The 24,929-nt window shown below is 37.2% G+C and carries 20 protein-coding genes and 2 riboswitches; of the genes, 9 read left to right on the plus strand and 11 right to left on the minus strand.

What is annotated here, in order from left to right; translation table 11 throughout:
• Window positions 1–38: 38 nt before the first annotated feature.
• Entirely contained in the window at window positions 39–1,991 is a 1,953-nt protein-coding gene (locus tag AABJ51_RS05105; protein ID WP_338374648.1) for an ABC-F family ATP-binding cassette domain-containing protein, read from the minus strand.
• A 486-nt stretch (window positions 1,992–2,477) separates the two neighbouring features.
• On the opposite strand from AABJ51_RS05105, the gene AABJ51_RS05110 reads away from it, so the two are divergent.
• The 8 genes from AABJ51_RS05110 to AABJ51_RS05140 all read left to right on the plus strand — a co-directional run bounded on the left by AABJ51_RS05110 (window position 2,478) and on the right by AABJ51_RS05140 (window position 12,539).
• Window positions 2,478–3,431: an N-acetylornithine carbamoyltransferase gene (locus AABJ51_RS05110; RefSeq protein WP_338374649.1), complete on the plus strand. Its 954-nt coding sequence runs from the start codon at window positions 2,478–2,480 to the stop codon at window positions 3,429–3,431.
• Window positions 3,432–3,439: 8 nt separating this feature from the next.
• Window positions 3,440–4,357, plus strand: a complete 918-nt coding sequence (locus AABJ51_RS19350) for an acyltransferase family protein (RefSeq protein ID WP_353527787.1) — start codon at window positions 3,440–3,442, stop codon at window positions 4,355–4,357.
• A 1-nt stretch (window position 4,358) separates the two neighbouring features.
• The gene (locus AABJ51_RS05115) at window positions 4,359–6,413 is read left to right on the plus strand and encodes a M13 family metallopeptidase (protein WP_338374650.1); all 2,055 of its coding nucleotides are present in this window, start codon (window positions 4,359–4,361) and stop codon (window positions 6,411–6,413) included.
• Window positions 6,414–6,612: 199 nt separating this feature from the next.
• The gene (locus AABJ51_RS05120) at window positions 6,613–7,731 is read left to right on the plus strand and encodes an isochorismate synthase (RefSeq protein ID WP_338374651.1); all 1,119 of its coding nucleotides are present in this window, start codon (window positions 6,613–6,615) and stop codon (window positions 7,729–7,731) included.
• A gap of 1 nt (window position 7,732) precedes the next feature.
• Window positions 7,733–9,397 carry a 2-succinyl-5-enolpyruvyl-6-hydroxy-3-cyclohexene-1-carboxylic-acid synthase gene (gene menD / locus AABJ51_RS05125; protein WP_338374652.1) on the plus strand — a complete coding sequence of 555 codons (1,665 nt, stop codon included), beginning with the start codon at window positions 7,733–7,735 and terminating at the stop codon, window positions 9,395–9,397.
• 92 nt (window positions 9,398–9,489) lie between these two features.
• Window positions 9,490–10,314, plus strand: coding sequence for a 1,4-dihydroxy-2-naphthoyl-CoA synthase (gene menB, locus AABJ51_RS05130; RefSeq protein ID WP_338374653.1), 825 nt, complete (start codon window positions 9,490–9,492; stop codon window positions 10,312–10,314).
• Between the two features lie 67 nt (window positions 10,315–10,381).
• Window positions 10,382–11,467, plus strand: a complete 1,086-nt coding sequence (locus AABJ51_RS05135) for an o-succinylbenzoate synthase (protein ID WP_338374654.1) — start codon at window positions 10,382–10,384, stop codon at window positions 11,465–11,467.
• A gap of 1 nt (window position 11,468) precedes the next feature.
• Complete coding sequence (locus tag AABJ51_RS05140) at window positions 11,469–12,539, plus strand: AMP-binding protein (protein ID WP_338374655.1); 1,071 nt, start codon at window positions 11,469–11,471, stop codon at window positions 12,537–12,539.
• On the opposite strand, the gene nrdG is transcribed toward AABJ51_RS05140, so the two are convergent.
• The 7 genes from nrdG to AABJ51_RS05175 form a co-directional block, all read right to left on the minus strand.
• Window positions 12,519–13,046, minus strand: coding sequence for an anaerobic ribonucleoside-triphosphate reductase activating protein (nrdG, locus tag AABJ51_RS05145; protein ID WP_087880869.1), 528 nt, complete (start codon window positions 13,044–13,046; stop codon window positions 12,519–12,521). The genes AABJ51_RS05140 and nrdG overlap by 21 nt on opposite strands.
• Window positions 13,039–15,426 carry an anaerobic ribonucleoside triphosphate reductase gene (locus AABJ51_RS05150; RefSeq protein WP_338374656.1) on the minus strand — a complete coding sequence of 796 codons (2,388 nt, stop codon included), beginning with the start codon at window positions 15,424–15,426 and terminating at the stop codon, window positions 13,039–13,041. The genes nrdG and AABJ51_RS05150 overlap by 8 nt, the downstream gene beginning before the upstream one ends.
• A gap of 236 nt (window positions 15,427–15,662) precedes the next feature.
• Entirely contained in the window at window positions 15,663–15,878 is a 216-nt protein-coding gene (locus AABJ51_RS05155) for a cysteine-rich CWC family protein (protein ID WP_084158584.1), read from the minus strand.
• 94 nt (window positions 15,879–15,972) lie between these two features.
• Complete coding sequence (locus AABJ51_RS05160) at window positions 15,973–16,476, minus strand: threonine/serine exporter family protein (RefSeq protein ID WP_026627430.1); 504 nt, start codon at window positions 16,474–16,476, stop codon at window positions 15,973–15,975.
• A 3-nt stretch (window positions 16,477–16,479) separates the two neighbouring features.
• Complete coding sequence (locus tag AABJ51_RS05165; RefSeq protein WP_134435339.1) at window positions 16,480–17,289, minus strand: threonine/serine exporter family protein; 810 nt, start codon at window positions 17,287–17,289, stop codon at window positions 16,480–16,482.
• A gap of 177 nt (window positions 17,290–17,466) precedes the next feature.
• Window positions 17,467–17,670: riboswitch (cobalamin riboswitch) on the minus strand.
• A 169-nt stretch (window positions 17,671–17,839) separates the two neighbouring features.
• Window positions 17,840–18,796, minus strand: a complete 957-nt coding sequence (locus AABJ51_RS05170; RefSeq protein WP_338374657.1) for a sirohydrochlorin cobaltochelatase — start codon at window positions 18,794–18,796, stop codon at window positions 17,840–17,842.
• Between the two features lie 23 nt (window positions 18,797–18,819).
• The gene (locus tag AABJ51_RS05175) at window positions 18,820–21,084 is read right to left on the minus strand and encodes a TonB-dependent receptor (RefSeq protein ID WP_338374658.1); all 2,265 of its coding nucleotides are present in this window, start codon (window positions 21,082–21,084) and stop codon (window positions 18,820–18,822) included.
• Between the two features lie 131 nt (window positions 21,085–21,215).
• Window positions 21,216–21,416: riboswitch (cobalamin riboswitch) on the minus strand.
• Window positions 21,417–21,570: 154 nt separating this feature from the next.
• Between AABJ51_RS05175 and AABJ51_RS05180 the strand changes: the two genes are divergently transcribed.
• A complete protein-coding gene (locus AABJ51_RS05180; protein ID WP_026627433.1) occupies window positions 21,571–22,212 on the plus strand; it encodes a rhomboid family intramembrane serine protease in 642 nt (213 codons plus the stop codon).
• 46 nt (window positions 22,213–22,258) lie between these two features.
• Here AABJ51_RS05180 and AABJ51_RS05185 read toward each other — a convergent pair whose 3' ends face one another.
• From AABJ51_RS05185 to tsaB, 3 genes are all read right to left on the minus strand, one after another.
• Window positions 22,259–23,509: a PLP-dependent transferase gene (locus AABJ51_RS05185; protein WP_338374659.1), complete on the minus strand. Its 1,251-nt coding sequence runs from the start codon at window positions 23,507–23,509 to the stop codon at window positions 22,259–22,261.
• 242 nt (window positions 23,510–23,751) lie between these two features.
• On the minus strand, window positions 23,752–23,946 hold the full coding sequence (locus tag AABJ51_RS05190) for a CDGSH iron-sulfur domain-containing protein (RefSeq protein ID WP_026627435.1): 195 nt from the start codon (window positions 23,944–23,946) through the stop codon (window positions 23,752–23,754).
• A 73-nt stretch (window positions 23,947–24,019) separates the two neighbouring features.
• Window positions 24,020–24,715, minus strand: coding sequence for a tRNA (adenosine(37)-N6)-threonylcarbamoyltransferase complex dimerization subunit type 1 TsaB (tsaB, locus tag AABJ51_RS05195; protein WP_338374660.1), 696 nt, complete (start codon window positions 24,713–24,715; stop codon window positions 24,020–24,022).
• Window positions 24,716–24,929: the final 214 nt, after the last annotated feature.

Consider the following 24,929-nt stretch of genomic DNA (forward strand, 5'->3'; position numbering starts at 1 on the left):
ATAATTTACCTTCGTTAAATATCTAAAAAAGAAACAACCTATCGGGATTTCTCTTTTATTTCCTCTAATTCCATGGTCAGCAATTCCCATGTACTCATTTCATTTTCTATATCTTTACTCAACTTTCCATGCTTTTCGAAAAGAGCAGCATCCGAAGCACCTTCAGGTGTAGCTAAAACCTCTTCTAACTGCGATTTTTCAGTTTCGAGTTTCTCTATTCGGGATTCAGCATCGGCAATTTGTTTCTCTTGTTTTTTTATCAGACGACCTAGCTCTTTACGTTCTTCATAAGATAACTTATTTTCAGACTGAACAACTTTAAGATCTTCTTTTGGAGCTTCACCATTCTTTGAAGCTAAAGCCTTTTCTAACTCCTGTAAAGTATCCATCTTTTTCTTTTGCAGGAATTCGTATATTCCATACAGATGTTCCTTTACCTGCTGATTACCAAATTCATATACCTTATCAACCAGTCCATCAAGAAATTCACGATCGTGGGATACAATGATAACCGTTCCGTCAAATTCTTTTATAGCCTCTTTTAATACATCTTTCGATCTCATATCCAAATGATTGGTCGGCTCATCGAGAATAAGAAGATTAACAGGTTCGAGTAGTAAGCGTATCATCGCCAAACGACTGCGTTCTCCTCCCGACAGTACTTTTACTTTTTTATCGGAAGCTTCACCTCCGAACATAAAAGCTCCTAATATATCTCGTATTTTAGTTCGTATATCTCCTGTTGCAACATAATCTATCGTTTCGAAAACCGTTTTACTCTCATCCAATAATGAAGCCTGATTTTGAGCAAAATATCCGATTTTCACATTATGTCCCAATTCGAGTTTCCCTTTGAAATCGGTCTCTCCCATTATACATTTGACCAAAGTAGATTTGCCCTCTCCGTTTTTTCCGACAAAAGCAACTTTATCACCTCTGTTAATGGTTAAAGTAACATTCTTAAATATAAGATGATCTCCATATGATTTTTCCACCTCATCGGTTATAACAGGATACGAACCTGAGCGAGGCGCAGGCGGAAATTTAAGACGTAAAGAGGAATTATCTTCTTCATCTATCTCGAGCCGTTCAATCTTGTCCAGTTGTTTTATTCTCGACTGTACTTGTACTGCCTTGGTTGCTTTATATCGAAAACGTTCTATAAAATCTTCAGTTTCCTGTATTTGCTTTTGTTGATTTTCGTATGCTCTTATTTGCTGTTCACGGCGTTCTTTTCTCAGTTCAACATATTTCGAATAACTTACCCTATAATCGTATGTCTTACCCAAAACAATCTCAATAGTACGCATCGTTACTGCATCAAGAAAAGCCCGGTCATGAGATACCAGTATCACGGCATTGGCTCGTGTTGCCAGAAAATTTTCGAGCCACTGTATAGATTCTATATCAAGGTGATTGGTCGGCTCATCGAGTAGTAATACATCAGGACGGCGGAGTAAAAGTTTTGCCAACTCAATACGCATTCTCCAACCTCCACTGAATTCACTCGTAGGACGTTCGAAATCTGATCTTTTGAATCCCAGCCCGATTAAAGTACGTTCTACTTCTGCCAAAAAGTTACCTCCACCGGACATCATAAACTGCTCATTCAAATAAACAGAACGCTCTATCAGATCATGATACCCTTTCGATTCATAATCAGTCCGTTCTGCCATTTGCTGATTGACAGATTCGAGCTCAGATTCGAGTTGTTGAACATGATCAAAAGCCAAAGATGCTTCTTCTAAGACTGTATTACCTTCCACCAAAGTCATGTGCTGAGGTAAATAGCCTATAGTTAAATCTTTTGGATAAGAAATCCGACCGTGTGTTGGTTCCTGTATTCCTGCAAAAACCTTAAGCATAGTCGATTTTCCGGCCCCGTTTTTTCCGACAAGGGCAATACGGTCTTTCTTATTTACAACAAATGATATATCATCGAACAACGGTCGCCCGCTGAATTCTACAGTTAATCCTTCTACTGAAATCACTACAAAAATTATTTTTATTATCAGCAAAAGTACAATTTATTTTTAAGGACTCTGCTTTTTTACTACTTTGGCAACTATAAATATAAGATACAGTCATTCATCGTATGAAAAATTTAATCTTTATAGTGATTTTAGCCATTTTGGTAATATCTACATCATGCCGATCAGCAAAAGGCTGCGGATGCCCCAATGGGACAGGCGGTATATCACTTTCATCTTTCTAAAAGAGACTTAGTGACAGCAAGTATTTAATGATAAATTAATAGTTTATAACAGACTTTGGTTGCCTTTTTTACCAAAAGAGTAAATAGGTCTGAAACCTTAAGTTAGTGGTTCCACACACATTTTTACAAATAAAAGAAAGTAATCAATTCAAAATCTTATATCTTTGATAATTTGTTTCGTATAAAAATACGATATGCAGCATAGTTTGATGCAACTAAATAGACAAAGCTTTTTATTTATATAATTGTTAGGAATACCAAAATGAGAACTTATACCAACGTTAAAGATCTGGGAAACTTAAATGAAGCCGTTAAAGAGGCTCTTGAAATAAAAAAAAACAGATATGCATATAAGCATCTGGGAGAAAATAAAACCCTTTTAATGGTGTTTTTCAATTCGAGTCTGCGTACACGCCTGAGTACCCAAAAGGCCGGAATGAATCTAGGAATGAACACTATAGTTCTGGACATCAACCAAGGAGCATGGAAACTCGAAACAGAACGCGGCGTTATCATGGATGGAGATAAAACAGAACATCTACTCGAAGCAATACCTGTAATGGGTTGTTATTGCGATATTATCGGGGTACGTGCATTCGCTCAGTTTGAAAATAAACAAGATGACTGTGAAGAAAAAATTCTTAATCAGTTTATAAAATATTCGGGGAAACCTGTATTCAGTATGGAAGCTGCAACAGGGCATCCTCTTCAGGCATTTGCAGATCTGATCACGATTGAAGAATATAAAAAGACTCAAAGACCTAAAGTAGTCTTAACATGGGCTCCTCATCCTAAAGCTCTGCCTCAAGCGGTTCCTAATTCTTTTGCTGACTTTATGAACGAAGCTGATGTCGATTTTGTCATAACTCATCCCGAAGGGTATGAACTTGATCCTAAGTTTGTCAGAGGAGCAAAAGTCGAATATGATCAGGATAAAGCTTTGGCCGGAGCCGATTTTGTATATGCAAAAAATTGGGCAGCCTTTGCAGATTCCAATTACGGAAAAATTTTAAGTAAAGACAGATCATGGACTGTATCAACAGAGAAGATGGCATTGACCAATAATGCTTATTTTATGCACTGTCTGCCTGTACGCCGTAATATGATTGTAACTGACGAAGTTATAGAAAGCCCTCAATCCATAGTAATCCAAGAAGCTGCTAATCGTGAGATTTCAGCACAAACGGTTATTAAACGAATATTGGAAAATTTGTAGTTTTTTATATGGAAAGGAATATTTCATTAGACTATTTTAAATGTTTGCTTGCTTTTTTGGTAGTACTCATTCATGTTCCATGGAGTAATATTACTTTTATGGGTTGGATAGTCACCTCCGGTATCTCAAGAATAGCTGTTCCTTGTTTTTTTATAATAAATGGCTACTTTCTATCCGAAAAGATCAATGACTCTACCTTTATAAAAAAGTATGTATTAAAATTATTACGGATATACTTTGTCTGGATTTTTATATATGCAGCATTTAATTTTTATACAGGCACTTCTTCTTTCAAGGATTTATTTTTCCATATGATTGTAGGATATGGTCATCTTTGGTATGTGCTTATATTAATTGAAGCTACAATTATAATATATTGGATACAAAAAAAATACCCATTGTCTAATTTTATTCCATATCTGATTACAGCATTACTTATATTTGTATTAATATACTCATTACAAAAGAAATTTTATTATATATTTCTCTATCGTAATTTTCTTTTAGGGGTCTCATTTATACTATTAGGTATAATCATTAAGAATAAAAAGCATCTATTCTTAATGGTCAAAGATTACATTCTTTGTACAGCCATTATTTTTTCAATCTTAGTGTTGATTATAGAGTCTTGGTTTACATATAAATTAGGTGTAACTTATGATCTCTACATATCTCTAATTGTATTATGTCCAGTATTATTTATCTTAGTCTTAAAAAAATCCCAATACAGCAGCAACTCTAACGATTTCTGGGGAAAGATGTCTTCCAGTATGTACTATAGTCATTTGTTAGTTATTTTTTATTGTGCACATTTTTTCCCCTCAATAAGCAATGTAACGGCTAAATTACCATTTATTTATATAGCGATTCTAATGTTCTCATATGCCATAATTGAAATGAATAAGAAATTCAAAATACTTCTTTAATATGAAAAAATTGTATTATTTACCATTCGCATTCTTAGCCGCAACAGCTGTTGCTGCCATAGGATGTAAACAAAAGGCGAAAGCCGAGGAGGAGGTTGTCGTGGAAAAAGGACTCGACTTAAACAATTTAGATACTACTGCTAATCCAGGTACTAGTTTCTTTCGTTATGCAACAGGAGGTTGGTCAGATGCCAATCCTATCCCCGATGAGTATTCACGTTACGGATCTTTTGACCAACTGCGTGAAAACAATCAGAAACAGATCAAAGATCTGATTGAAGAGCTAGGTAAGACCGAACATAAATCCGGATCAACTGCTCAGAAAATCGGAGATCTGTATAAGATAGGGATGGATAGTGTGAAATTAAACAAAGACGGGGCTGCACCGATTAAAGACCAGCTGGCTGAAATAGAAGCGGCTAAAACCGTTGAAGATATTATCACTCTATCTGCAAAAATCAGACACTATACATCTGCTCCATTCTTTGGATTCTATGTAGGTGCAGATGATATGAATAGCTCGATAAACATAGCTCATATCTACCAAAGTGGATTGGGACTTGGCGAAAGAGATTATTATGTTGCTACAGATGCAACATCTAAGGCTCTCCGTGAAGGATACGTAAAACTGATACAAACTCAGTTTGTAAATGCCGGGTACTCGGCAGCCAATGCAAAAACTGCATCGGAAGCTGTAATGAAAATAGAAACGGCTTTAGCTAAAGCTCATTTCGAAAAAGAGAAAACCCGTATCCCTGAGCTAAACTATCACAAAATGCAGGTGGCCAGTTTGAATGATTCAGTAGCCAAATTCGACTGGAATCTATTCTTCACATCTGTAGGAGCAAAAGACCTTAAAGAATTGAATGTATCTCAGATTGAACCTATAGCAGCTGCGGTAAAATTAATTCAGGCGACCCCAGTAAAAGATTCCAAAGCATATTTGTCTTGGTGCTTAATAAATGCATCTGCTAAATATCTTAGTGATAATTTTGTCAATGCTAACTTCGAATTTTACGGAAAACAACTTAGCGGAAGCAAAGTAATTCAACCCCGCTGGAAACGTACTGTAAATACAATCAACGAATCACTTGGTGAAGAAGTCGGTCAAATGTATGTTGAAAAATACTTTCCGCCTAAAGCGAAAGAACGTATGCTTAACCTTGTGAAGAACCTACAAGAATCATTGAGCGAACGCATCAACAACCTCGAATGGATGAGCAAAGAAACTAAAGCTAAAGCTCAGGAAAAATTAGGTACTTTCATTGTAAAAATCGGTTATCCTGACAAATGGAGAGACATTTCGTCTCTTACAATCAAAGACGACAGCTATTGGGCAAATATGACCCGTTCATCTGAATACGAATTCAACTTCATGCTAGGCAAACTAGGCAAGCCTGTTGACCGCGCAGAATGGCTAATGTCACCTCAGACCGTAAATGCTTATTATAATCCAACTACCAACGAAATATGTTTCCCTGCCGGTATACTTCAACCTCCATTCTTCTATATGAATGCGGATGATGCTGTTAATTATGGAGCTATCGGTGTCGTAATAGGACACGAAATGACTCACGGATTTGACGATCAAGGTCGTAAATACGACAAGAATGGTAATATGTCTGATTGGTGGACTGCCGAAGATGCCAAGAAATTTGAAGAAAGAGCTAAGGTTCTTTCAGATTTCTTCGATAATATAAAAGTACTTGGCGACCTTCATGCCAATGGTAAATTCACCTTAGGAGAAAATATCGCTGATCAGGGGGGACTTCAGGTTTCATATTATGCATTCATGAAAACAAGAGACGGTAAATCGACAGAAAAGATCGATGGATTTACTCCTCAACAACGTTTCTTCCTTGCATATGCAAATCTTTGGGCTGGTAATATCAGAGATGCGGAAATAACCCGATTAACAAAGATAGACCCTCATGCCCTTGGAAAATGGCGTGTGGATGGAGCTCTTCCACAGGTTGAATCTTGGTATAAAGCATTCAACATTACAGAAACAGACTCTCTTTTCATACCAAAAGAAAAACGAGTATCTATCTGGTAAGGTCACAGACTTTTATTTAGACCAAAACCTATAACAAAAAAGAGCAGATGAATAGCTATTCATCTGCTCTTCTCATATGTATAATGATAAGAAACCATTTTTAAGTAAAAAAAGGCGGTTTTCAGCCGAATAAACCATAAATTAGCATCATATTTGATGTGATCTGAAAAGAGCATCAAGAAAGATTCAAGTTATAGTAATGGAATTTAGCAAACATACGGAATACAATATTTTAGATTCTCTGATAGATAATAACATACATTTTGCTTTATACAGGTTGCCGAAAACAAATACGATCAACCTGATAATGCAAAAATCAGATATCACCCAAACATTCTCCAATTTATCTGAACTGAACGGAAAAAACGGATTTACAATTGTACCATATCAGATAACGGGTAGTACTCCTGTTATATTAATAAAACCGGATGTAATCCTGAATAACGAACAGAGCATACTGGACTATATAAAAAAGCTGGATTTACATCAGAAAAATGGGTACAGACCTGCGTCTTATCCTGATAAAGAAGACTGTAATTCATTTGAGAGGTATTGCAAAGTTTACGATTTATTTCAAGAAGAATTGGAATCGGGAAAATGTACAAAACTAGTGTTGTCAAGGACTTTTGACATTGAAAAAGGAGACCGTTTCTCAGCAGGAGCTTCATTTGCCAAGGCTTGTTCAAAATACCCGAATAGCTTTATATATCTATGCCATACTCCTATTTCAGGAACCTGGTTGGGATGCTCTCCTGAACGACTGATATCAGGTCAAGATAATCAATGGATCACTGATGCACTAGCCGGAACACAGAAAGCTGAATCGGATATAGCGTCAGCTGTTTGGGACGATAAGAATAAACTCGAGCAGCAGATTGTTGCCGATTATATGCATCAGCAATTACAGAAAGCAGGCATAACATCATCTCATAATAATGTGGAAACCATCCAAGCTGGAAATCTATTGCATTTGAGAAGTGAGTTTTCCTTTCATTTAGATAACCCTTCTCAGATAGGACATGTTCTGGACTTACTACATCCAAGTCCGGCAATAAACGGATTTCCTAAAGAAGAAGCCTTTAATTTCATTCTTGATAATGAAGGATATAACCGGAGCTATTACTCTGGATTTATAGGGAATCTGAATACTGATGAAAGAACCGATCTGTATGTCAATCTGAGATGTATGCAAATATTTGACAACAAATTAAGATTATATGCAGGTGGAGGCATACTTCCCTCTTCTGATTTATTTTCGGAATGGAAAGAAACCGAAAATAAACTGCAGACAATTATCTCTATTATAGAAAATATCTGATATGTTTTCAACAAAAAAGAACATATTACAAACAGCAGCATTGCTTAAAGCATATGGGATAAAGCATATTGTTTTATCTCCGGGTTCTCGTAATGCACCTTTGATGCAGACTTTTTCGCAAGAGCCGTTCTTTGATTGTCATGTTATTGTTGACGAACGGAACGCTGCATTCTATGCTCTTGGCATCATACAAGCCAAACAATGTCCTGTAGCGATATGCTGTACTTCAGGTTCAGCCTTGCTAAATTATGCTCCGGCGGTGAGTGAGGCATTTTATCAGCAGTTACCGCTTATCGTTATATCAGCCGACCGGGCACCACAATGGATAGGACAAATGGATGGTCAAACTCTCCCTCAACCGGGAGCATTCGGTTCTCTGGTGAAAAAAGCAGTAAATCTACCTGAAATAAGTAATGATACGGACGAATGGTACTGTAACAGACTAATCAACGAAGCTCTTATTTCATGTACAAGTGATGCTCCGGGTCCTGTACAAATTAATATCCCTCTAGGTGAACCATTGTTTGATTATTCGGAGCCAACATTACCCGAAATCAGGCGAATATATGCACCAAAGATAGAACAGACTATCGACACATCTTATTATGCTGAACAATGGAAAGAACTGCCTAAAAGAATTATTCTTGTAGGGCAGAGTTTTTATTCGGAGCGACTTATATCGATCTTAGAAAAGCTGGCAAAAGATCACAATTGTGTAATCTTCACCGAGTATTTGTCGAACTGTATATCTCCTGAGTTTATATCTAATTTCGATGCTTTACTCTACCAACTCAGCGATGAAGATAAAGAATTATATAGGCCGGATCTACTTATATCTTTAGGAGGACATATTGTTTCTAAACGAATAAAACATTTCTTCAGGCAATATAAACCAAAGACACATTGGCTGTTGACCCAATCGGGAGAGGTGGTCGATCTGTTTCAATCTCTCACAGATCTGATAAAAACTGATCCGACAGATTTTCTGACCGCTTTAGATAGCAATATTCCAAAAGAGGTAAAATCTACTTTTTGTAAGCAGTGGATAAACCCAACAAATGCGATAAAATCCCCAGCGGATAATATACCTTTTTGTGATATTTGGGCTACGGGTAAATTTCTGAATATGCTGCCTATAAACTCTGCATTGCACATAGCAAATAGTTCAGCGGTACGTAATGTTCAGCTATATCCGATAGATTCATCGACTAGAGTTTACTGTAATAGAGGTGTAAATGGAATAGAAAGCACTTTACCTACTACTGTAGGATTTGCTGCTGTTTCAGAAAAACCTGTTTATCTGATTATCGGCGATCTCAGTTTCTTCTACGGACTGAATGTTTTATGGAATATCAAACACATAAAGAATCTCAGAATTTTACTGATAAATAATGGCGGTGGCGGCATCTTTCATCTTTTACCAGGATTGAATAAATCTGAATCCCTTAACGAATTTGTTTCGGCAGAACATACAACCGAATCCTATGATTGGGCTAAAGCTGCCGGGTTTACATACCTATCAGCCAAGGATAAAGACGAATTAAATAATCACCTCACATTATTTACTGCAGAACAATCAGAACAATCCATCATTCTGGAAGTCATTGCGGATATGGATATATGCAAGAAGGCATTTCAGAAATATTACCATGATCTAAAAAAATAAGGTCTCAGACTTTTTTATTGTTCGAGCAAGTATAAATGCAATAAATAACTATAAAACATAAAATATCTATATAAACTAATAGTTGCTTACTTATGGCTACAGAAAAAAAATGGGAAACCATCAAAGAATATGAAGACATTCTGTTCGATTACTTCGAAGGAATAGGTCGTATAACAATTAATCGTCCACGCTACCGTAACGCTTTCACTCCGACAACAACAATGGAGATTGCAGATGCTTTGCGTATTTGTCACGAGAATCAGGATATATATGTAATCGTACTGACCGGTGCAGGAGATAAGGCTTTCTGTTCGGGAGGAGATCAGAATGTAAAAGGTAAAGGCGGATACATCGGTAAAGACGGCGTACCTCGTCTGCAAGTACTTGAAGTACAAAAACTGATCCGTTCGATGCCTAAACCTGTTATTGCAATGGTAAACGGCTATGCTATCGGTGGCGGACATGTCCTTCAGGTAGTTTGTGATATATCAATTGCTTCAGATAATGCTATTTTCGGACAAACAGGTCCTAAAGTAGGCAGCTTCGATGCAGGATTCGGGTCTTCATACTTAGCTCGTATAGTCGGACAAAAGAAAGCCCGTGAAATATGGTTCCTTTGCCGTCAGTATTCAGCTCAGGAAGCTCTCGAAATGGGATTGGTTAATACTGTAGTACCATTTGATCAGTTGGAAGATGAAACCGTAAAATGGGCACATGAAATGATGCAGCACAGCCCGATGGCATTACGTATGATCAAGATGGGTTTGAATGCAGAACTGGATGGACAAGCCGGTATACAAGAGCTTGCAGGCAATGCTACCCTACTCTATTATCTGACAGATGAAGCGCAGGAAGGTAAACACGCATTTCTTGAAAAACGTAAACCGGATTTCAAAAAGTTCCCTAAATTTCCTTGATTGGTATTATTAGGTAACAGAAAGTATTTAATGATATATTTCAATGTGATAACTTACTTTTGTTGTTATGCTTACAAAAGCAATAGATAGGTCTGAGACCTCTTTGAAGGTTCAGATAAAACCATATAACTTACAGTTTAAACGTCCTGCGGGTACTTCGCGGGGCGTTTACACCGATCATAAAATATGGTACGTAATCGTTTCATCATCCGATAATCCTCGGCTTTGGGGAATAGGTGAATGTGCCCCGTTATTTGATTTAAGCTGCGATTACAATGATGATTACGAGAACAAACTCCGTTTTTTCTGTAAAGAACTTGAAAAAGACGGATATCTTAATACAGAAAAACTCAGAAACTATCCATCTATTTTGTTTGGACTCGAAACTGCGATAAAACAGCTTGAACAGCAAGGCAGCTTTAAACTTTGGAATACTCCTTTTTCGAATGGCTCCGCCGGAATACCTATTAACGGACTTATCTGGATGGGCGATTATGATTATATGCTTGAGCAGATAGAGACAAAAATGCAGCAAGGTTTTCGGTGCATCAAACTAAAAATAGGAGCTATCAATTTCGACGACGAACTGAACCTGTTGAAATATATACGTAAACATTTCTCTGCAACAGATATTACCCTTAGGGTAGATGCAAACGGAGGATTTTCACCCGATGATGCTTTAGATAAATTGAAACGGCTTGCCGAACTCGATCTTCATTCTATCGAACAGCCTATCAAAGCGGGGCAATGGGAACAAATGAGATATCTGACCGAACATACACCTTTACCAATAGCTCTGGATGAAGAATTGATCGGTGTTAATAATCCCGAACAAAAGAAAGAGCTATTGGAAACTATTAAGCCTCAATACATCATATTGAAACCTACCTTACATGGCGGTATTTGTGGAGCAACCGAATGGATAGAGCTAGCCAATTCTATGAAAATGGACTGGTGGATAACTTCGGCTCTAGAGTCTAATATAGGATTGAATGCAATTGCTCAATGGTGTTCGACCTTTCATAATTCATTGCCACAAGGGCTAGGTACAGGTTCGTTATATACAAACAATATAGATATGCCTTTAGAGATAAAAGGCGATTGTCTTTGGTATAATCCTGAAGGTAATTTTTTCGATCCAAACAGTTTGTAAAATGTACAATTTTGACAGAAAACAACAGACAATCACTATCGAAGGGGTAAACTACTCAGCTAAAGACTTTGAAATGATTCAGGTATTCAATAACCCGTTTTGGAATGATCTGTACTCTTTTCTTCACGATTGGTTTTCTGATAATCCCACTCTTACTGTACAAACATCCGGTTCTACAGGTATACCAAAAGAAATACAGGTCGAAAAAGAAAGAATGATGCAAAGTGCCCGGCTTACATGTTCTTTTTTGGGTTTAAAAGTAGGAGACAAGGCTCTGCTCTGCATGGATCTAAAATATATCGGGGCAAAGATGGTAGTCGTCCGATCTCTTATTGCAGGTCTGGATTTATATATAACAACACCTAGCGGCAACCCTCTCAAAAATGACACAACACAATACGACTTTGCAGCAATGGTTCCTATGCAGGTATTCAACAGCCTTCAAGACAAAGAACAAAAACAAAGACTTTCCCGGGTCAAGCACCTCATTATAGGAGGTGGAGCAATCGATCCTCAGATAGCCGAAGAAATACATCTGTTTCCGAATCATGTATATTCAACTTATGGCATGACGGAAACCTTATCTCATATTGCATTGCGTAAGTTGAACGGACAAGATTCTTCTGATCGGTACTATCCTTTCGAATCGGTATCTCTCAGTCTGTCCGCCGAACAAACGCTTATCATAAATGCACCTCTGGTAAATACAGAAAAGCTTCAGACCAATGATATAGCTGAACTGTTAGAAGATGGCAGCTTTCGTATCATAGGACGTAAAGATAACATCATCAATAGCGGAGGTATCAAAATCCAGATAGAAGAAGTCGAGACATTATTAAAAAGCTGTATTTCAGGAAATTTTGCAATATCCTCGATCCCTGATCCGAAATTCGGAGAAATAGTAGTACTTGTAACAGAGCATGATACAACTATTAATATTACTGAACTAGAGACTACTCTCCCCCCTTATTTTATACCAAAGAGAACAATGCAAATAGAACAGATACCTCTTACCGAAAATGGCAAAATAAGCAGAGCCAAATTAAAAACACTACTTCTTAGCCTTAGGTAACAGCATCCTGCAAACAATCGAATGATCGAATGTTTTATCCAGCTTTATAATCCTCTGATTGCTGCTTCCTCTGAATGCTAAAGACGGTGAATAAAGATCTTTCTCGAAACGCCCGTCTACCAAAACATCTATGTATCCTAGACATGTAGCCAGATCTTTACTCTCAATCAATTGTTCGTATGTGTATCCGGTATAACACCAGATATTCTTACCTGTTCGTTCTTTAACAGCTTTCAATAATTGAAGAAACGATTGTGGATAAAAAAACGGATCCCCTCCCGAAAAAGTCACCCCATCCAATAAAGGATTATCATTAATCTCATTCACTATACGATCCAGCCATTCTTCTGTCAACAATGTACCCAAAGCAGGATTCCAACTGTCGGGATTATGACAACCTTTACAATGATGGCTGCATCCCGACAAATAGATAGAATAACGGAAACCTTCACCATCGGCTATCGTTTCTTCATATATTTTCAGTATTCTCAAAGGATCTTTAAACATGCTTTACCCTATCTTTTTCTTCTGCTTGTTTTGCTGAGTTCCACGATTCAAGGCTACCTGTCAGATATCCTGTAATACGCCGCATACGCACAATATTCTCGCTTTTACACAAAGGGCATTCCGCATAAATCACACCTTTATAACCACATTTACGACAAGTATCTACAGGATGGTTTATAGAACCATATCCAATATTCTCTTTATGCATCAGATACACAATCTTAAGTATTACCGGAATATTCTTCTTCGCTTCTCCATCCAGTTCAACATACGTAATATGTCCGCCTTTGGTTATAGCATGAAAAGGAGCTTCCAATTTAATTTTTTCAGCAACATTAACGTGTTCCTTTACATCAACATGAAATGAATTCACATAGTAATCTTTGTCATTAACACCTGTTATAACTCCATACTTCTTCTTATCCATTTTCGTAAATCTACCGGATAGACCTTCCGCAGGAGTAGCCAGAACCGAATAATTAAGATTGTATTTCAGTTTATACTCATCTACAACCTTATTCATCTCCAGAATAGCATCGTATAAGGTCTGATATGCCTGCTTATTAATGGCATGTCCTTCGCCATAGATAGCAACCATTGCATTGTGTCCGCCGATAAAACCAATACCGAGAGTTCCGGAACGGATAATATCTCCTACTTCTTCATTCTGTTCCAAAAGCTCTCCACCTTTCCATAGATTATTATTCATCATAAATGGAAACTGGCGAGCCAATGCTGTACGTTGATACTCATACCTGTCGTACAACTGCTCAGCAATCATTTTTGTCAGATCACTTACCGATTTAAGAAACAATTCACGTGATACCTGCTGGATAGCCTGCTTGTCTCTTTCCGGATAAAGGCTTTCTGCCTTCATCCGGGCTTCTATTGCCAAACGGGGCAAATTCATCGATGTAAAAGATAGATTACCCCTGCCAACCGAACTCTTCTCGCCATGCAGGTTTTCGAAAACACGGGTACGGCATCCCATTGTAGCGGTCTCATAAAGATATCGCTTAGGGTCATCTGCTTTCCACTTTTCATGCTTATTAAAAGGAGTATCTAAAAACATGAAATTAGGGAAAAGAGCTACAGAAGTTGTCCGGCAAGCTGATAGCAATAAATCGAAATTAGGCGACTTAAAAGAAAATGCGCCATTCAATGCAGCATCGAAATCGGTCATCGCCAGACTGTAATCCTCATCGGAGTAAGAAACACCATCTTTAACTTTGAATATCTGAATAGGAAATACCGGAACCTCTCCATTTCCGAGTCCCTCCTCTGTTGCAGCCAATAGCTCACGAATAACCATACGGCCTTCGGGTGAAGAATCCGTACCGTAATTTATAGAACTAAAGACAACTTGATTGCCACCTCTCGAGTGCATCGTATTCAAATTATGGATAAATGCTTCCATCGCCTGATGAGTATCCTTCCGGCTACTCTCTAATGATCTTTTCAATACAGCTTCCAAATGTTCGGCACTAATCAATAATGAATGTTGTTTATTCAAACAAGCCAGCAAGTCACCCTTTTGAGAAGACAATAACTCAATACCAGGGACTAGTGCTTCAACCTGATTCTTTAACCAATCTTCATCAACCGAGTTTCCGTCTAATTGAAGAAGCAGTAAGAGGTTTGAACGTAAATGTTTACGAAACGTCTTCAACACACCTTTAGCCATAAAAAAATCAAATGCCGGTATAGATTGCCCCCCATGCTGTTCATTCTGATTGGTCTGGAAAACAATGGTTGCTAACGTTGCATAACTTTGTATCGACTGTGGAGTACGAATACTTCCGTTTTTCGTTCTGAATCCCTTTTCGAATAACTCTTCCAAATCATATTGCAAACAAGTCGTCGTTTTGGTCGGATAGTAATCCAGATCATGAATATGTATGTCTCCGTTTTTATGAGCCTGAGCATATTCTTTATTTACCAGATACTTTTCTGCATAATCCTTTGTAACTTCCGATGCAAAAGTCATCATCTGCCCCGCAGGAGTATGTGCCGACATATTGGCATTTCCCAGATTTACGTCATTCTTCTCAATAGAAACGATACCATCCATAATATGTTTCATTTGAGTTTTCTTATGACGCTCTATATTTCGCCACTCTCGGTAGATGATATATTTTTTTGCAACAACCGGATTACGCCTCATCAACTCCTTTTCCACCAGATCCTGAATTTCTTCTACTGATGTTTTAGGTGTTTTAATCTCAGTTGCCACAGCAAAAGCTATATCGTACATCTCCCGTTCGCCATCGGGTAAATTGCTCGCCCGAAACGACTTGGTTATAGCATTCTTAATCTTCTCGATAGAAAAAGACTCCTGCTTACCATCACGTTTGACTATTTGAATTTCGGAAAAGTTCATATTGTTTTTAAGTTGTTTTTGTAGAGAATCAATCAATTATCAATAAACCATAATCCGTCAGCCGTTATTAAGTAACATAACAGCAAGTATTTAATGATATTTTTTAGTTGCAACAGACTCGGACTATTACTATATTTGCCTAAGTAACGTTTAAGCGGTGAGAGCAATCAAGTTTACCTGAACTTTGCCGAATCGCTATAAACGGCTGATGTAATAGAATCAATAGGCCTCAGACCTTAATGTTTACTAACCTGAAATCTTGGATTAACACCAAACGAATGGAAATTCGCACTGGTTTCTTTCAGGCAAGATGGACACAAACATTCATCGTAATTCTCTTTTACATAATCACGAACTCCCGACAATAAATAAATGCGGGTACAACTGCAAAGATCGGTGCGGTCTTCACGGCACACAAAGCTGTCAGAACAGCGTGGACATATTTTTTTCATAATCTCGTTTTGTTAAAATGAAGGACTTAGTCCTTCTTGTTTATATTCCTTGTATCAATAAGGCTGCAGACTCTAAACAAAAAACTCTGAAACCTTAAAATATTTTCAATCCTAAATCACTTATCTGTTTAATCCCCTTTACACTCTTCTTTCTGAAAAATAATGCGGCAACACATATACCTATAGCCAGGCAAAACAATAAAGAAGAGGTCAATATAAAGTTGTAAACAGTATCTTGAAGTAAAGTTGAAGACGTCTGCCCTACTCCTTCTCCATAAATACGAATGCAACCGAGCATGGTTCTGTATGCATACAAACCCGGGATCATTGTAATACAGGCAGGCAAAGTATAAACTACAGGAGGTGTATGTATACGATGCGCACAATATATTCCGGCAAGACCGATAAACAATGTACCTGAAAGAGTAGAAGCAACCAGCCCAAAATCGAACTGCAGCATAGTAAAACGGATGCAATGCCCCAATCCCCCGAGTATTCCGGCAACCCATAATGCTTTTCTCGGAGTTTCAAATAATAATGCGAAACCGAGTGCAACAAAAAAGCTTAAAGCGGCATCCTTTAAAATATCCATCCACATATCTCAAAAATTACTTATACCGATCAAATTCATACTTAAAAACATTCCGACAGCTATACACAATAAAATAAAGCCTCCGAAAGCTCCTCGTGCTATTGCCGTAGGTATATATCCCTCAAAAAGGTCGATAATACAATTTATGAGAGGAACGCCGGGTATAAGAAACAATACAGCTGTCGCTACAGCTATATCCGGTTTTGCACCCCAATGCAACAATGTATCAAGACCCGATATTGTAGTTGTGACAAAAGCAGAACAAACAATCGCAATCATCAGATTGAAATGATATTTGACCATTTCCTGACGCACAATCAGTCCCATAAAAGATGCAGAGAAAGCAAATAATCCGTTTATCCAGTTACCACCAGCCAGTAAACAAAGACAACCACAGGCAACTCCTATAAACAGACGCACCACCCATATAGAATGTTTAGGCATAGAGCGTAACTCTTCCAAGCATTTTTCCAACACGTCAACAGACTCTCTTTTTTCATAAAAATTCCAAGTCAGAATACTTGTATTTGTCAGAATCCCGTAATGCGCTCCATGATGCCTTACTTTTTTATTAATGGTAGCAGTATTATCAGCATCGGCTAAATCCGTAACTGTAACCGAAATAGCCGTGAAAGTCAACAGCATATCCACTTTAAATGAATAAGTATCGGCTATTCGCTGCACATTTCTATTGATTCGTTCGCAATGTGCCCCTGATTCGAGCAAAAGGATCGCAACATCCAAAATAGAATTAGCCAACCGTTTGGCTGATATTTTTTCTTCTTTTGTTAACGAACTAGCTTCCATTTCCAACTTCATATTTTTTAGAAATACATCCGTTCGGAAAGCAACAAATCAGAAGGTATAATTTCCCAGGTCTATCATATTTTCAAAATATAACAAACATTTTACTTCCATCACTGAAAGCATTATCCTTTGGATAAAAATATATAAGAAATTAAATCTTATGACCGGTCTTCATTTCCCGAAAGACAAAATCATTAATCATTATTGGCAGGTCTTCTGACTTACTCAGGTTTCAAAGCAGCCTTCCCTTTAATACTAAAAGTGGCATTGAGGTATTGCTTAAAACCGAAAAAGAGTTTACAGCAGCGGGTCTGTTCAGGATTTTCACCTGATTCCCTTTTCATCACTCACCCGAAGAAACGAGTTTGTGACACCAATAATCTCATACAAATATCTAACAAAAAATTGAGAATGTTGTTCATTCCGGAAAACTATTTATCAACATTTATCAAAAAAGTTTTCCAAAAAGGAAAACTCATACATAAAAACATAGCTATAGTTGGGTCTATAGCTATGCAGTTCAAGAAAATGATTATTATATAGAGTGTGTAAGAAGGACTAATTATTCTTGAGCAGCAATTGCTTCATTCAAATGCCTTATCCATACATTTACAACAGCCGGATAGTCTCCTAACCCTTTAAGAATGCAATTGGAATTTTCCACTTTGTATCCGGCAGCGTTTAATTGTACTTTCCAGCTCTGATCTTCTGCTTTTTCGGCTTTATCATAATCGCCAGCCATATCATTATTCGCATGATCTCCGGCTATAGACATAAGCGGTGTAAGATTTATAGTGGTATTGGATGCAACTGTATTCTTAAGATCAGTTATTACAGCTCCTATCAACATATCTTCGCAATCGACAGTACCAACAAACATCTTCTTATCGCATTTAGTCTGCATATAAGTCTTTATTTTCTGATAGCTCATATTTGCATTACTATAACTCGATTCAGGATTTCCGTGTCCCATAAAAGCTACAGCTTCTCCTTTTTCCAACTGAGGTTTGAAAGCTGTATATAAAGCGTCACCAACTTCTTTTATATCCTCATCGCTTACCAACAACGGCTCTCCTAATACAACAGGAATAGAAGTATATGCTTTCTTGAAATTTTTCACATAATAGTCTCTCAATAGAGTATATTCTTCACCGGGTATTACGTGCAGCGATTGTACCATCACGTCTTTGTATCCTGCTTTACCGATTGCATTAAGCCAAAGATCAGGTGTTGCGTAATACTCTCCGGTTTTTGCCCCCCAACGGGTTATACAGGTTGTAGATGTAAACGATAAATAAACATCGGCATCCGGAAACTCCTTTTTGAATGTATCAAGCATACCATCGTATGTCTTCTGAGGTTCATCCCAGGTACTGCCAAAAGTTACCAATAAAAGAGCTTTATCTTTAGTTTTTACAACTACTGCTGCGTCCTGAGATTCGTTATCATCACTCGAACAGCCCGAAAAGCACATTACAGCAGTCAATAATACCGCCAAAAATTTCGTGATTTTTTTCATGTCTTGTTTTTAATATTTAGTGTTTATTTTATAAAGCGTAGAGTTACAGATGCATAATATGTTCTACCGACAGTATTCGATGCATAATTATAGCCATAAGGCTTAGTCTCATGATAATCAAATATATTATCAATGCCTGCATTAAATTCCAATTTACAATTACGTATTGTCGCAAGTTTGTGGTTTGTATTCAAACGCCAAGTCATATAACCTCCGGCATTTCCGTCATATTCATAGTATCTTTTAGACTGAGCTCGGGCAAATAATCCCACCCCAAGTTTATATTTTTTCCAATCGTGATTCCATACAAAACGCATATTAGCATGATGTAATGCCGTACCGTCAACCATCAACCTAACCATAACTCCATCTTCATTCAGCTTATTCGCTTCAGCATTCGTATAGCTATACCCTCCACCTACAAGCAGATTTCCGGTCACATTGAAATTGAAAATAAAATCGATCCCTCTTATCTTAGCATCTTCAATATTATTGTACTGCATTGTTTTGTCAATTCCTCTTACTTTATCGTAATAAGAACTTTCGATCTCAACAAGAGCAATCATGTCTTTTACCCTGTTGTAATATCCGGTGACACTGGCTGTAAATCGTTTCGAATTATATTCGACTCCCAGCGAATAGTAATTGGAGAACTGAGGTTTCAGTCCCGTATTACCAAGATACAATCGCAGGTCAGACATCATTGTACGTTCATACCTGTAATACAATTCTTTTAATGTCGGAGTTTTAAATCCATTCGAATAAGTAGCTCTAAGATTTACATTTTCCAATTTATACAAGGCCGAAACTTTAGGTGTAATCTTTGCGCCGAACTCTTTATGACCGACCAAGCGAGCTCCGGCTGTTATATTCAGATTACGATACGACCATTCATCCTGTACATAGGCTGATAGTGTATAGGCAGATTCTTTTTCAGATAAAATGCGATAAGGAGATTTAAGCATATCCAGATTATATTCGATACCCGAACTAAGTCTATGAGATTTGCCTAAATTAAAGACTCCTTTAAGATGGGCTAATATCCTCTCCTGAGAACTTTGCAAGGACTCATCTCCCTTCTGAAAAACAGGATGCGAAATTTCGCCGGATTCATCAATATGCTCTTCGACAGTCAATGACGTGTATCGGTGCGAATAATTTGTTTTATCATAACTTGCATCAAACGTAAGAAAGTTATTATTCGACAATAAATACTTTCCGCCCAAATCATAAGATTGGCTACGGTAAAACATTCCATATGTTGTATATTGAGGTTCACCACATGGACGGTACATATCTTTTCCGTAAACCATACCACTGGCATAAGCACTCAGCTTTTCGTTCGGTTTGAATTCTATTTTTTCTGTTACACGGTAATCTGTAAACCTGTTAGCAGTTTTCGTTACTGTCGAAGGATACAATGTATTCTTATATATTTCCTGATTTGAATTCTTCCAGCCATCGGAATGCTTAAGATTAAAAACAGTAGAAGAACTCCACTTTTTGGACTTTAACCCAATAGTATTATGCTGCTGGAAATCGCCATATGATCCTCCCCTAGTTGTATTTTCGATATTCAGAGGATTATAATTTTTTTTCGTTATAATGTTGATAACCCCGGCTATAGCATCCGATCCATAAAGAGACGAAGATGCACCCTTTACCACCTCTATACGTTCTACATTTTCAGGATTAATCATGCTCAGATTATTCTGTCCTCCTACATCCCCATGCACTTTTTTACCATCGATCAGGACAAGTATATAATTGTTTCCTAAGCCATTCATCTGCATATTTGAACCCATTTCATTCTGCCCGAAGTCAAAAGACGGACTCAATCCGCTTAGTATTTCTTCTATACTTCGCCCGGAATATGCCGATAATATCTGATTGGTAATAACTTCTGTTTGTACGGGAGCATCTTTCAGGTAATGTTCTGTTCCGGTTCCGGTCACAACTACTTCATTGATTGCTTCGGGGCGGCTGTTTAAAGAGAAATCCAGCTCCGTTGACTGATCTTTTATTGTTATTATTTTTTGCTTGGTAGTATATCCGACATAAGAAGCAGTGATGGTGTATATACCTATCGATAAACGTTTTATCTGATATTCGCCACGGGTATTAGTCGCGATACCTACATTTGTACCCTGTATACTAATAGTAGCACCCAGTAATGGTTCTTTAGTGGTACTGTCGGTTATTTTGCCTTTTATTAAGCAATTCTGTGCATTCAAAAATTGGCAGCCCATAGCAAAAGCAGCCACGATAAGTAATGTAAAATACCTCATATAGTGTTTTATTTTAAGCAGCATAAAATAAAACATCGAGTTTCCTCTACACAGGGAATCCCCTGTCAAAAAATAAAATAGTGATGTATACTTTGTGAGTATTACACAGCCTTCTATTCCTGGAAGCTTGGTGTTTATTATACAATTTGGCAGGTCTTCTGGCTTTCCTCTGGTCAAAAACCTTCCCGTATCACAGATACAGTGGCTTAGAAATTTTGACCAACATCAATTAGAGAGGATTTACAGCTGCAGGTACAGCCCCGTAATTTCATCGGGTTCCCTTTCACCGAAGTAAACGAACTACTTCGATTACCAAATCTGAGACAAAATTAGATATTAATTTTTATTAACGCAAAATTACATAATTAAAACTTTCTTTAAATTCTTCAGTCAAAAGATTAGCCGAAGCGAATAGTTATCTATAGAATATTTTGATATTTTTGCACGCTAGGTCAAAAAGTAAATCATATATAAAACAATTAATTCATGACTATAGTAGCAATGATCCTTATCGGGGTAACATGTATAATCAGTTTTATCGGGTTTAACGATAAGCGTTTTTTTTCGAGATATATGTTTAGTACATATGCTATACGGGAAATGAAACAGGTAGACAGGCTGATTACCTCAGCATTTCTTCATGGCGATTTTATGCATCTGCTATTCAATATGCTGGCATTATATTTCTTCTCTGATATTATCATAGCCCATTTTAGCAATGCAATCTATCTGATTATTTATTTTGCTGCGGTACTCGGAGGTAATCTTCTTACGTTGTGGATGTACCGCAGAGATTCCACTTATACAGCCGTTGGAGCATCGGGTGGCGTTTCGGGAATTATATTTGCTGCTATAGCTATATACCCGCAAATGACTATGATGATCTTCCCTATTCCTATTCCTATCCCCGGATGGTTGTTCGGAATCGGTTATCTGGCTTACTCTGTATATGGCATGAGACGTTCATTAGGAAATATCGGGCACGCAGCCCACCTAGGAGGAGCGGCAATAGGTTTAATCCTCGCCATTGCATTATACCCTGAAACATTGCAATACAATACCTTCTATATAGGTATAATAACACTGCCTCTTATCTGGTTAGGTTATTTAGCCTATAAAGAAAAATAAAAAAGGACAGTGATAATCACTGTCCTTTTTTATTTTTTACGTACAATTATTCGCCTAAAGCCTGTAATATATCCTTTTTAAGGTCTTCTATATTTTCCAGCCCAACGGATAAGCGTAAGAGATTATCTTCAATACCCATTACCTCTTTCATTTCTTTAGAGAATGTTCCGTATATAGTAGATTCGGGATGAATAATCAATGTCTTGTTATCAAACAAATTAGTAGCCCGTCTGATTACTTTCAATTTATTCTGAAATTGGTAACAATCTTCCTTCGATGCAAGATTAAAGGTGAGCATGGCACCCGGATTAGATGTAAATAATTTATCAGAGACAGCCTTATAAGGAGAGCTTTCCAATTTTGTATAACCCACCTTTTTTACTTTTTCATTAACTGATAAAAATTTCGCCAATTCATAAGCCGAAGCCGACATATGTTCGAAGCGGATCTGAAGGGTTTCCATTCCTAATGCTTGCAGAGAAGCAGTTTCCGAATCCATACAAGCTCCGATATTTCTGGCAATCTCACGACGAAGCTTAAATGTAAATCGCAATCGTCCGTCAACAGCAGTTACTTTATTTAACTTTTTGTTCTTAGACCAATCGAATGTTCCGTAATCCAAAATTGCACCTCCAATACTTGTAGCTCCACCCGATACATATTTTGTTGTAGAAACAACCTCAATATCTGCACCTGCCTTTTTAGCATTAAAACCACACCAGGGAACAATGGTAGAGTCAACTATGAGCGGTACATTTTTAGCGTTTAATATTTTAGATATAGCAGGAAGGTCTGCCACTTCCATGTGAGGATTAGTTATCAACTCACAAAAGAAAGCACAGGTATTTTCATCTACAGCCGCTTCTATCTCAGAAAGATTATCAGTATTCACAAAACGTACTTCCACTCCAAATTCGGCAAGTGTAAATTGAAACAGCGAAAATGTATTTCCAAACAAATGAGGAGATGTTACAATATTAGAACCTGCATATGCTATCGCCATAAAGGTATTACTTATAGCTGCCATACCCGAACTAACCGACATGACAAAATCCGCACCTGACGCAGCCTTTATTTTCTGCTCTAAATTTTCTACTGTTGGATTTGATATACGTGTATAAGTATGTGCATTAGCTTTGAACTGAAACGCATTAGCTATAGCTTCGGCTGTTTCGAACTCAAATGCAGCATTACGGTATATCGGTAAACTAATTGCGCCATGCGCATCCTTGCGATTGAATTGTGTAGTAATAATACGTGTTGCAAATCCTTCGCTCTGACAATCTTCAATTTCCATAAAACGAATACTTTTTTTTAAATAACTAAGGTCGCAGACCTCTTTATATACTTAAATAGGTCTATAACCTAAAGCAGAACTATTACAAAAATAGCAAATCTATAGCTATTTATTGCAAATATTACCAATAAATAGCCGTTTTATTATTTTACAGACACAATAAAAAAACCGATATACGATCAAGAATACTTGTTAAACAGACTTTGGTTGTATATCGGTCTAAAAAAAAACAGGCAAGATTCTTAATCTTTAAAACCTATTTTAGCATGCGTTCCATCGCAATAAGGCTTGTTATGGGAACCTCCGCAACGACACAAGTGTGGATTTGTTTTTACCACAGTTGAACCATCTGCAAGAGTTAATTCTACAGTACCTTCCACCAATAAAGGCGCATTAGGTATTACCTTGATTTTAAGCAATGAATCTTTTGTTTCCATAATGTAATGTTTTTAAGTTGATCGCTATAATAACATTACAAGACAGAAAAAGTTGTCATTCTAACAACCTTTTTTACAAAAGATTCTTTTTAGGTGTCGTTGCCACAAAATCTTTCAGATAAAAAGGCTCAAAATAAGCAACATCTACAAAAAACTTATTATTGAAGGCCTTTTCAGATAATTCAATCATATGCTTTGCAGAAGGGTATATCCCATCTATAAAAACGGCATTATCATGAATCAGCACATCTTTGCATTTTTCTGCACCATTACCGAAGAATACAACTTTCTGCTTATCCAGAAAATTCCGGTAAGAATCATTATCTACAATATCTGCCGCTGTATCCCGTAAGACTTCAAGTTTACTGTTATAGATAGCAGCATAAACTTCCATACGACGGGCATCTATCATAGGACAAAGTAAATCATCCTCGCTGATGCCTGACTGAGTATCCAATACCTTTTTTGCCATAACCTCAAGACTTTTGACTGCTATCAATGGAATACCAAAACCATAACACAAACCTTTAGCTTCTGATACACCGATACGTAAACCTGTGTAAGAACCGGGTCCGCAGCTTACAGCTACAGCATCAAGCTTATGATTATTTTTTCGGACAGCTTCCAATGCTTCTGCTACAAAAACGCCCAATAAAGCAGCATGAGATGGCCCCGTTGTATTCTCTTTTTGAAAAATAATTTTACCATCAAATGAAACGGCAACCGAACAAACATTTGTTGCTGTTTCTATATTTAATATACAAGACATATGTTATAATTTTTTCGGGTACAAAGGTACGATTTTCAGAGAAAAAGACTATTTACTTTATTTAATTAACTAACTTTGCAATCATAAATATCATATGCACAAAAAATATGAACAAATACAGGCATTCATATTTCCATGAATTGAGTTTACAAGTAATACATTTAAACTCAGCCTTTTTTGTTCTTCAATTATACAGCCTCGAAACATTGTTGTT

The sequence above is a fragment of the Indolivaga capnocytophagoides genome, from assembly GCF_036511535.1.
GTDB classification, from domain to species: Bacteria; Bacteroidota; Bacteroidia; order Bacteroidales; family Dysgonomonadaceae; genus Dysgonomonas_A; species Dysgonomonas_A capnocytophagoides.